The organism is Carnobacterium funditum DSM 5970, assembly GCF_000744185.1.
GTDB lineage: Bacteria > Bacillota > Bacilli > Lactobacillales > Carnobacteriaceae > Carnobacterium_A > Carnobacterium_A funditum.
This window is the reverse complement of record NZ_JQLL01000001.1, coordinates 2319623-2329297: the sequence shown is the minus strand read 5'-3', so window position 1 is coordinate 2329297 and position 9675 is coordinate 2319623. Positions and strand designations below refer to the sequence as shown.

Here is a 9675-nt window from a genome sequence, read left to right as displayed (position 1 = left end):
CGGCTGTTTTGCGCTGTTCGATGTTTGTGCATCAAACGATGCAAAGAGACCAAACAGATTTTGTGATGATGTCGATAGACGCTTTACCTGATTTATCTAAAGGTGAATTCACACAGCAGATGCAGCAATTAGTAAAAAAATGAAGGCGAAAAAAGCATAAAAAATGCTTTAAAAGGATATGTTCCTGAACGCTATTTACTCTTTGCTTTTACCCGGTTATCACTTAATGAAAATACACCTTTAAAACAATTGTCCGATGAAGAACGATCAGCCTTCGTTGATTTTCTTAAAGATTTTAGTTTTACTGCGAATGGAACTTTGCCTATTGAAAAAGCCTTTGTCACAGGTGGCGGCATCAATACAAAAGAAGTAAATCCAAAAACAATGGAAAGTAAATTTACAAGAGGCTTGTATTTTTCTGGCGAATTGTTGATTATAATGGGTATACTGGTGGCTACAATATTACTGGTGCTTTTATCACTGGTCGCGTAGCAGGTATGCATGCGGCACAAGAAGCTTTAGAAGGTAAAAATCATTAACTAGCAATAAATTTTATAGAACACAAAAGAGGTGGAGACAAAAATGTCTTCACCTCTTTTGTGTTCTATTTAGGCTTCAATTGATGCGAATTCAGCTTTAACGAGTTTTTTTAGGTCTTGAGGAGCTAATTCAACTTGAAACCTCGTCTTCCAGCAGATACGATTATGCTATCTAGGTCTTCGGCATCTTTTGAAAGGTAAATAGGGAATAATTTTTTCATCCCTATTGGTGAACAACCTCCACGAATATAACCAGTCGTCTTTTCTAAATCATCTAAATGCAGTAACTCCATTTTTTATTGCCGCTAACTTTGGCAAGAGCTTTTAGATTGATTTCACTTGTACCTGGAATACAGGCAACCACTATACCCGTTTTATCCCCATTTGTTACAATGGTTTTAAATAGTCTCTGTTTAGAGATATCCATTTCTTCAAACTCTTTTGGCTATTTGAATGATCTTCGCTCCAAGGATATTCATGAAGCTGATAGTCTATTTTGGCTTTGTCTAGCAACCGAATAGCATTTGTTTCTGTTGTTTTCCTTTTTTCATGTTGCTTTACCTTCTTTTAATAAGGGATTTTAACGAATGCCTATTTTTTACGGATGATAAATACTTTTAAATAATCTCCTTGGGTAAACTCTGGATTTATTTTAAAATCTGCTGGCAATGTATACGTTTCTTCTATGTATAAGATTTATTTTGTTTTTTGAAAGCTTCTTCAATAAAACCTTTAAATTTATCAGTCGTTACATTGGCTGCATTGGTTGAGGCAACAATAATGCCTTTAGGTTTAGTCAGTTGAATGACCTCTTCTAATAAATTTGCGTAGTCTTTAGCAGCGCTGAAAGTCCGTTTTTTTGAACGAGCAAAACTTGGAGGATCAACCACGACTACATCAAAGGTTAATTTATGGCGAATAGCATATTTAAAGTAATCAAAAACATCCATTACTCGAATAACATGATCATTCACATCTAAACTATTGATTTCAAATTGTTCAACGGTTTTAGGCAAGCTGCGTTTAGCTAAGTCAACACTTGTGGTCTTAATCGCTCCACCCAAAGCTGCTGCTACTGAAAATGCACCGGTATAACTAAACGTATTTAAGACAGTTTTACCCATTGCGTATTTTTCTAATAGACTTTGTCTTACATCACGTTGATCTAAGAAAATCCCTGTCATCAGTCCATCATCTAAATAAGTTGCATAGTTAATTCCATTTTCTAAAATCACTAATGGTTCAGGAGCAGATTCTCCAAAAATCAAATCTGTTTTTGGCTTTGTTGTTGTTTCGAATCTATTTTTTTCATAGAGTCCTTTACTATCAGATACAACCGCCTTGAAAGCTTTTAGAATTAACTCACGATGAGTATAAATCCCTTTGCTATACCATGAAAAAACATAGTAATTATCGTAAAAATCAATCGTTAAGCCACCTAACCCGTCGCCTTCTCCATTAAATACTCGGTAAGCCGTTGTTTGTTCGTTTAATTTAAAAATTGAACGCTGATCCATTGCTTCTTTAAACAATTTTTCAAAGAAATTTTGATTAATCATTTCTGTTTGGTTGGTTGTTAAAATCCAACCATCGCCTTTGTTTTGTTTTGCTAAATAAGCAATGGCCACAAACTTTTTGTGTTCATCTATACATTGAACCAATGTTCCTTCTGGAAGCTTTGGTTCTTTAACAAAATCCTCTAATACTAGTATTGGGTACCCCTTACGTGCTCGTTCTGTAGCTCGTCTTTTTAACATATATTTTTCCACAACAATTAATCTCCTTTTTTTGTATACTCTGACATTTAGTCAATCTATACTTTTTTTCTCTTTTTCTCATACTGTAAAGTTCAGATATTTTTTTACAGATCATAAAACCGATTAATCCTATCATTGTTCCAATCGTATTAAAAATTAAATCATCAATATCTGTTATTCCAGTTCCCAAAAAAAACTGAAGCATCTCAATTGAAAATGAAAAACAAAAACCTATCAGCATTGTTTTTAAAAAATAGGGCTTCTTATTTAGCAAGTAAGCTACTGCAAATCCATTGGTACAAACCAAAGAATATTCCCATACAAATTATAATAATAATCAAATAACGTTACCCCTTGAGTCAATTTTAGAGTATGAGTTAACGGAGTCAAATTTATGCTGCTTAACGACTGCATGTTAAACTCTATATTACCGATACTGTGTTCTTCTCGAAAAACTGTAAGGTGAATCAACAAAATGACATAGAAAACAAAAGCATCTAAACTTACTTCTCGACGTAATTTCTTTACTCTTCTTCCCTTTTTAAAGAAGGACAAATATAAAATACGAATGCTTAACCATACTATGAAATAAAACAAGGTTTGGTCTACACTATAAAAGATAAGCTCTATTAAAGGAAAATGATTAATGGATTCACTGTATGACTGTTCCATTACGTCAAAAAAGCCTTGTAAAAATATCATGTAAGGCAAAACCTCCTTTTATCTGATACTCATCATTATAACTTATTTGCTACTACTTTATGTTTAAAAATGCAACAAATTTTTTAATTGTTTGAAAAATTTATACTAACACTAATTTGAAAGCGATTCTATTTTTTCCACCTTGTTAAAATAGTTACAAAAATTGACTAACTTGCTAATTACCTGTAAAATGTATAATAATATAGGTGGACTAAAGCAATCAGGATTATTTTAAAATAATATCATCCTGGTTAAATACTTATTTATCGTTTACTTTTTAAGGAGGATTTTGTACTAATGAATAAACTAAAAAATATATTAAATACTCGAATTGGATTCTTTTCATTAGCTGTCGTTTTATTTTGGGCAAAACATACTTCAGTTATACACAAGAATTTTCGCTCGGTGTCACGGGGGTCATGCAACAATTCATCTTGTTCATTAATCCTATAGCAACAACGGTTCTTTTCTTTTCTTTTGCACTTTATTTTAAAAAAAGTAAAAAATCTTACACTGTTTTATTTTTAATTTACTTTGTAATGAGTCTTTTACTATTTGCCAACATTTTATATTATCGAGAATTTTCTGATTTTCTTGCAGTAACCACTATTTTAGGTGCTGGGAATGTTGCAGGAGGACTTGGAGCTAGCACGATGGCTTTATTAAAAGCCCGTGATGTTTTTTATTGGCTAGACTTTTTTGTTTTACTTGGATTAGTAGCAACAAAATACGTTAAGCTAGATGCTCGTTTATATAAAAAACGCTCAGCTATTGCAATGACTGCTATAGCTGTAACACTTTTTGCTGGAAACTTAGCTCTATCAGAAAGTAATCGTCCCCAACTGTTAAGTCGTACGTTTGATCGAAATTACATTGTTAAATATCTAGGCATCAATTTTTTCACAGCTTATAATGGTTATCAAACGGCTCAATCAAATCAAAATAAAGCGAATGCAGATGAATCGGATATGGATGCTGTTTTTTCTTATGTAGATGAACATTATGCTGAACCAAATCCAGATATGTTTGGGGTAGCTGAAAACAAGAATGTTATTTATCTCCATTTAGAAAGTTTCCAACAATTCTTGATCGACTATAAATTAGAAGATGAAAATGGTGAATTTCATGAAGTCACACCTTTCTTAAATAGCATATTTCATGATCAACAAACACAAAGCTTTACCAATGTGTTCCATCAAGTAGGACAGGGTAAAACAGCTGACTCCGAAATGTTGTTGGAGAACTCATTGTTCGGCTTACCTCAAGGTGGAGCGTTTACGCAAGTAGGTGGCAGCAATACTTTCGAATCTTCTTATAATATCTTAGAATCCGAAAAAGGTTATACGAGTGCTGTCATGCATGGAAATGTTGGTTCATTTTGGAATCGTGATAACACCTATAAACAAATGGGTGTTGATTATTTCTTTGATTCTTCTTCCTATGATTTATCTGGGGACAATACTTTGGAATATGGCTTGAAAGATAAATTATTCTTTAATGAGTCTGCAAAGTATTTGGAACAGTTGCCTCAACCGTTTTATACAAAAATGATTTCTGTTTCAAATCACTTCCCTTATCCTTTAGATGAAGCGAATGTTGATTTTAAACCGGCTCAAACATCAGATGAAACTATCAACAATTATTTTGTAACTGCTCATTATCTGGATCAAGCCGTAGAAGAATTCTTTAATTATTTGAAAGCCTCTGGTTTATATGATAATTCAATGGTTATTCTTTATGGTGATCATTATGGTATCTCTAATTCAAGAAACCAAGCATTAGCTCCATTGCTTGGAGAAGACCCAGAAACTTGGAACAGTTACAATGATGATATGATGCAACGCATTCCGTTGATGTATCATATTCCAGGAACAACGAATGGAAAAATAAATGAACAGTTTGGTGGGCAAGTTGATATGCTTCCTACTATGATGCATTTGCTGGGTATCGAAACAAAAGATAAGGTCATGTTAGGAACAGATTTATTCTCAGCTGATCATGATCAAACAGTTGCATTCCGTAACGGTAATGTTGTCACACCTAACTACACGCTTAATGGTTCTGATATTTATGATACGGCTACTGGACAGCTCATTGAAGAACCTTCAGAAGAAGTTCTTTTAGAACAAGATCAATTAAAAGAAGCTGTTGCCACTCAATTAAGTTTATCTGATAGCATTTTGCATAGTGATTTATTGCGATTCTATACTCCAGAAGGCCTTAATGAGATTGACCCATCTTCTTATCGTTATCAAAACCAGTTCGAAAGAATGACTAAAATTAATCGCGATTTAGGAGACAAAGCAACTAGTCTCTATTCTCAAAATGGCAACCGTTCAACGACGGATCTATATAAAACAAATGCTCCAGAGTTGATGAAAGAAACAGATGCCGAGACCAAAATCGAAATAACCGAATAAAAGAACAAAAAAATAAGCACAACATCGACTTTAGGGTTGATGTTGTGCCTATTTTATTTATTTACGTTTATTTTCGAAAGGAAAAATTAGTGTAAAAATCGTCCCTTTCCCTAGAATACTGTCCACTGAAATCGTTGCTCCATGTAGATTCACTAATTGTTGAACAATGGCCAAACCTAAACCAGATTCTCCATATACGGTGTTTTTTCTAGATACATCCGCTTTGTAGTAACGTTCCCAAATATTTTGAACTTCTTTGGTATCTATCCCAATACCTGTATCTTCAACTTTAATCATACTGCGACCATCTTCCATTCGTCCTATTAGTTTGATTTCACCCTCTTGAGTAAACTGAATAGCATTTTGCGTAAGATTGACTATTATTTGTACAAAACGGTCATAGTCAGCATATATCTCCACATCTGAAGGGCAATCTATCTTTAAGACATTTTTTGCAGATTCTGCTTTTAATGAAAGCTGTTCTACAACCATTTCTAGTGTCTCTTTTGCATTAAAATGTTGTTTATGCAAAAAAATTTGATTGGAGCGAATTTTTTCATAATCTAGGTTCTCATTAACAAGGCGAATCAATCTTCTAGTTTCGTTATGCATTAATTCAATACTTCGCTTTTTTTGGTTACTTGGAATCATGTCATATTCTAGACCTTCTAACAAGCCATTTATTGTCGTCAGAGGTGTACGCATTTCATGGGCAACGTCTGCCATAAATTGTCTTCTACGATTTTCTTGATGTTCAATTTCTTTTTGTGAAGCCTTTAAAGATTCCGCCATTAGGTTAAAATCTCCCGCTAAATCATCGAATTCATCCTTATTGTTATTTTTTAAATGAATATCGAAGTTACCCTCTGCAACTGTATGAGTAGCACTTCTCAAACGGTTAATTCTATTTACTTGATATTTAGCAAACAATAAACTTAAAATTACTGCGCCTAGTGAAGAAAATAAAAATGCCGCAAACAAATTATTTCTTAACGCTGTTAAGGTTGCTTCGATTCCGCTAATAGGTGAACTGACAGCTACAAAACCTGAAAAAGTATTGCTATCTTGCGTAAAGAAAGGCAAATAAACGATGGCAAGTTGACGATCATTACCATAAAAATCGGTTTGACGAATCTTTAGTGATATCCGTTGTCCTTTTTCTAACTTTTTAAAATCCTCTTTTGAAATCCCACTAGCATAATTTTTAACCGTTTCTGGATAAATCATCAAATCGTTGTTATCAAATACTGTAAGCGTAACTTCTTGATTTTTTAAAATTAACTGGCCATTATCTAATTGGCTTTTTTGTAAATCTCCAGATACCAATGCCGCTGCGTATCCGTACAATTGTTCTTCTGTATTATTATATGTTGTATTTTTAGAAAACTGTAAAAAAGAAAATCCCATAATAATCAACATCGTCATGATTACCATAAAAAAAGCTAGCATTTGTTGATAGAAATACTTAAACTTCATCATTTATTCAACCTCGGTATCATCAAATTTATATCCAACTCCCCAAACTGTCTGAATAACTTGTGGTCCTGTTTTGTCAATTTTTTGTCTTAGTTTCTTTATATGTGCATCTACTGTTCGCTCATCTCCAAAATACTCATAATTCCAGATCATCGTTAGCAATTGTTCCCTTGAAAAAACTTGCTTAGGATTTTTAGATAACGTATATAATAATTCGAATTCTTTTGGAGTAAGTCCTTCAATTTCTTGATTGTATAACAAGGCTTCGCGGGTTTTTTTATTTATTTTCAAATGTTTTGTTGTTATTTCGTAAGCTTTTTCTGTTGAGTCAGATTCTTCTAAAGTCAAATTAGCACGTCTCTTTAAAGCTTTGATACGTGCAATTAATGTTAAAGGACTAAAAGGTTTTGTGACATAGTCGTCTGCGCCTATCTCTAATCCAATGACTTGATCACTTTCTGAATCTTTTGCGGTTAACATAATAATCGGAATTTTTTTACATATTTTACGTATTTCGCGACAAATTTGCATACCATCCATACTTGGTAAATTCAAATCAAGAATAACTAAATCCCATTGTTTTTTATCTTCAAGGAAAGTATCTAAACCCTCTTTCCCATCTTGAATAAACACCGATTCCCATTGTTCTTTTTGAAAAAACATTTCCATCATCTCACAAACTGATGGGTTATCTTCGATCATTATTATTTTCATACTGACCCTCTTTTCTTTCACTTTTCTCTTTAGTTTAGTATACACTTTTTTTAGCACAACTGAATAGTTAGCTTGTTCTTATAAAAGGGGTAACTAGAATTATTTAAAAATTAAGACAAAAAAAGAAGATTGGGGAAAACCCCACAATCTTCTACTTGAACTAACTTACTATGATTTAATATAATGTGCTTTGTTCCATCTCTTCAATAGAAGAGCTAGGTGTGCTTCTTCTTCCTTGTAAAAAATCGACTTCATTTACTAACATTTCTACTACAAAAACCGTTTCTTCTTCTTTGTTTTGATAAGACCTTGATTGAATATGCCCAGTCAATCCAACTAAGTCTCCTTTTTCACAATATATCTGAATTAATTTAGCTACTTGCCCCCATGCAACTATGGGAATAAAATCAGCTGGCTGTCCTTTTTCATTTTTAAACTTTCTTTTAACCGCTAGAGTGTTGTTTAAAACAACTTTTCCATCACCTAGTTCTTTAATATCAATCTCTCTAACGATTCGGCCTACTAAATTTAGTTGATTCATTTTTTCATCCCCTTTTTATTTATTTTAATCACTTTAATTATCTGCTAAATAGAACTATTTCCGTTTTTTTAGATTGAATGACATAAATTCACTTTATCTATTTGCTAGTAACAGGAGGATCTAACTAATATAACAAAATAAAAAAGAATGAAAAAGGTTTTAACCTTCCCCACTCTTTTTTGTACGTAACCTTTATCCATTGACGATAGTTGGTTTTGTAAAGTAACTGAAAATGTGACCCCATGTTGACATATCAAATATGGCAAAAGGATTTCCATCTCCAACGATTCCATACCCTACCATTGTTCCAAGAATTAGGGCAATAATAACTACAACAATGACCAATAAAATTTTTAGTGTAAACGTCCCCATTTGTGCGGCAATTTTCCCTTTTGTCATCGTGTCACCTCATTTTTATAGATTCCTTTAAAAACTAAATTTTTTCTTTGTCATATTTTCTAATAAAATACCTGTTCCTAATGCCACAGAGTCCAAAGGTTGTTCTGCAATAAATACTGGAACTTTTAGTTGTTCAGCAAAGAGTTGATCAATGCCATCTAGCATTGCTCCTCCACCAGTCAAAATAATGCCGCGATCGATGATATCCGCTGATAATTCAGGTGGTGTTTGTTCAAGCACGTCTTTTGCCTGTTGAACAAGCATAGCCATTGATTCAGCTGTTGCTTCTAATACTTCACTTGAATTAATAACAATTGTCCTCGGCAAACCACTTACCATATCACGACCTCTGACATCCATTGTGTCTTCTCGACGGCCAGGGAAAACAGTTCCTATTTCCATTTTAATTGACTCAGCCGTTCTTTCACCGATCATTAATTTATACTTTTTCTTAATGTATTGCGTAATTTCAATATCCATTCGGTCTCCAGCTATTTTTAACGAGCGACTTGTTACAATTCCACCCATTGAAAGAACCGCAATGTCTGTAGTACCTCCACCTATATCGATAACCATGTTTCCACTTGGTTGAAATATATCCATCCCTGCTCCAATAGCAGCTACTTTTGGCTCTTCTTCAAGATACACATTTTTCCCACCACTTTTTTCAGCGGCTTCGATAATTGCTTTTTGTTCAATTTTTGTAATATTTGTAGGACAGCAAATTAAAATATTAGGTTTTGATAGAAATCCTTTTACATTTAATTTATTGATAAAGTGAGTTAACATGGCTTCTGTAATATCAAAGTCAGCAATTACTCCTCCATCTAAAGGACGAATAGCGCGAATATTGCCCGGCGTACGCCCAACCATTAAGTAAGCTTCTTCACCCACCGCTAAAACGCGATTCGTTGTAGTGTCTATTGCCACTACTGAAGGTTCATTTAAAACAATTCCTTTTCCTTTTACATGAATCAATACATTAGCAGTGCCTAAATCTATTCCTATGTCTTTAGCCATTATTCTGTTCCCCTCTCAAACTCTTGTCCCAAACTAGTACAATTTCCTAGTTTTATCTCTCTAACTTATGATTATAGCACGTTTACGGTTAATCGGAAACGTTGATT

General features: G+C 33.5%; 8 protein-coding genes and 3 pseudogenes. 2 read left to right on the top strand and 9 right to left on the bottom strand.

The annotated features are described in order from the left end of the window. The first annotated feature begins 156 nt into the window (after window positions 1-156). Window positions 157-492 carry a BaiN/RdsA family NAD(P)/FAD-dependent oxidoreductase gene (locus BR44_RS11990; protein WP_245593003.1) on the top strand — a complete coding sequence of 112 codons (336 nt, stop codon included), beginning with the start codon at window positions 157-159 and terminating at the stop codon, window positions 490-492. A 116-nt stretch (window positions 493-608) separates the two neighbouring features. Here BR44_RS11990 and ybaK read toward each other — a convergent pair. The 4 genes and pseudogenes from ybaK to BR44_RS11980 all read right to left on the bottom strand — a co-directional run bounded on the left by ybaK (window position 609) and on the right by BR44_RS11980 (window position 2998). Further along, window positions 609-1058, bottom strand: a pseudogene (gene ybaK / locus BR44_RS10855) (Cys-tRNA(Pro) deacylase). Between the two features lie 72 nt (window positions 1059-1130). Next, a pseudogene (locus tag BR44_RS10850) lies at window positions 1131-2296 on the bottom strand (class I SAM-dependent rRNA methyltransferase). Further along, entirely contained in the window at window positions 2262-2537 is a 276-nt protein-coding gene (locus tag BR44_RS11985) for a VanZ family protein (protein ID WP_245592974.1), read from the bottom strand. The pseudogene BR44_RS10850 and the gene BR44_RS11985 overlap by 35 nt, the downstream one beginning before the upstream one ends. Window positions 2538-2575: 38 nt before the next feature. Then, window positions 2576-2998, bottom strand: coding sequence for a hypothetical protein (locus BR44_RS11980; protein WP_245592973.1), 423 nt, complete (start codon window positions 2996-2998; stop codon window positions 2576-2578). A gap of 297 nt (window positions 2999-3295) precedes the next feature. On the opposite strand from BR44_RS11980, the pseudogene BR44_RS10840 reads away from it, so the two are divergent. After that, window positions 3296-5418, top strand: a pseudogene (locus BR44_RS10840) (LTA synthase family protein). A 57-nt stretch (window positions 5419-5475) separates the two neighbouring features. Here the strand turns inward: BR44_RS10840 and BR44_RS10835 are convergent. The 5 genes from BR44_RS10835 to mreB all read right to left on the bottom strand — a co-directional run bounded on the left by BR44_RS10835 (window position 5476) and on the right by mreB (window position 9568). Next, on the bottom strand, window positions 5476-6897 hold the full coding sequence (locus BR44_RS10835; protein ID WP_425393566.1) for an ATP-binding protein: 1422 nt from the start codon (window positions 6895-6897) through the stop codon (window positions 5476-5478). Next, window positions 6898-7608 carry a response regulator transcription factor gene (locus BR44_RS10830; protein WP_034552718.1) on the bottom strand — a complete coding sequence of 237 codons (711 nt, stop codon included), beginning with the start codon at window positions 7606-7608 and terminating at the stop codon, window positions 6898-6900. It lies immediately after the preceding gene. Window positions 7609-7783: 175 nt separating this feature from the next. Beyond that, entirely contained in the window at window positions 7784-8149 is a 366-nt protein-coding gene (locus BR44_RS10825) for a single-stranded DNA-binding protein (protein ID WP_034552715.1), read from the bottom strand. Window positions 8150-8341: 192 nt separating this feature from the next. Further along, entirely contained in the window at window positions 8342-8548 is a 207-nt protein-coding gene (locus tag BR44_RS10820) for a DNA-directed RNA polymerase subunit beta (RefSeq protein ID WP_034552712.1), read from the bottom strand. Window positions 8549-8575: 27 nt separating this feature from the next. Further along, a complete protein-coding gene (mreB, locus tag BR44_RS10815; protein ID WP_084676141.1) occupies window positions 8576-9568 on the bottom strand; it encodes a rod shape-determining protein MreB in 993 nt (330 codons plus the stop codon). Between the last annotated feature and the right edge of the window lie 107 nt (window positions 9569-9675).